Below are 504 nucleotides of genomic sequence, written 5' to 3' on the forward strand. Positions count from 1 at the left end.
TCGTTGGCACCGCGTCAACACCAACTGCTTGTGCTTCTTCAAATACGCGGGCTGCTAGTTCGCTATTGTCTTGTTGCACACGTCCTTGTTGGGCTAAATAGGCTTCAACTTTATCTAGGTCTAAACGCGCCCAGTCATTTTGCGACCGAAGGTATTGGTCTGCCACAGTATAGGCCGCTTCTTGGTTGTCGTAATCGATGTAATCATGGACAAGATTACCTTTTTGTAGACGCGGATTGGTTTTATCATAGTGCTTCAAAATCCGTTGCACTTGTCCTGTTTGAATTAATGGATCTAGGAAGAAGGCGAATTGCTCCTGGTAATTTAAGGCATCCGGACAAGCAAGGTTGTAGTATTCAACGACTTTAACCTTGGCTGTATCTTTTCCAAGTTTAATCGCATCTTGATAGGTGATTTTATCTGTTTGAAAGGTCATTTAAATGCCTCCTTATTATATTTTCCTTACTGGGCAATCTGTTCGTCTAAGTAAGCAATTAAGTCAGT

Annotated in this window: 1 protein-coding gene; it reads right to left on the bottom strand. The window is 42.1% G+C overall.

The genetic code is table 11. From position 1 onward, the window contains the following. Positions 1–436: thioredoxin domain-containing protein (locus tag ACRCJ0_RS19565; protein WP_431391884.1), on the bottom strand; the 436-nt coding region annotated here is incomplete at its 3' end. Between the last annotated feature and the right edge of the window lie 68 nt (positions 437–504).

Source organism: Aerococcus sp. L_32, from assembly GCF_050689315.1.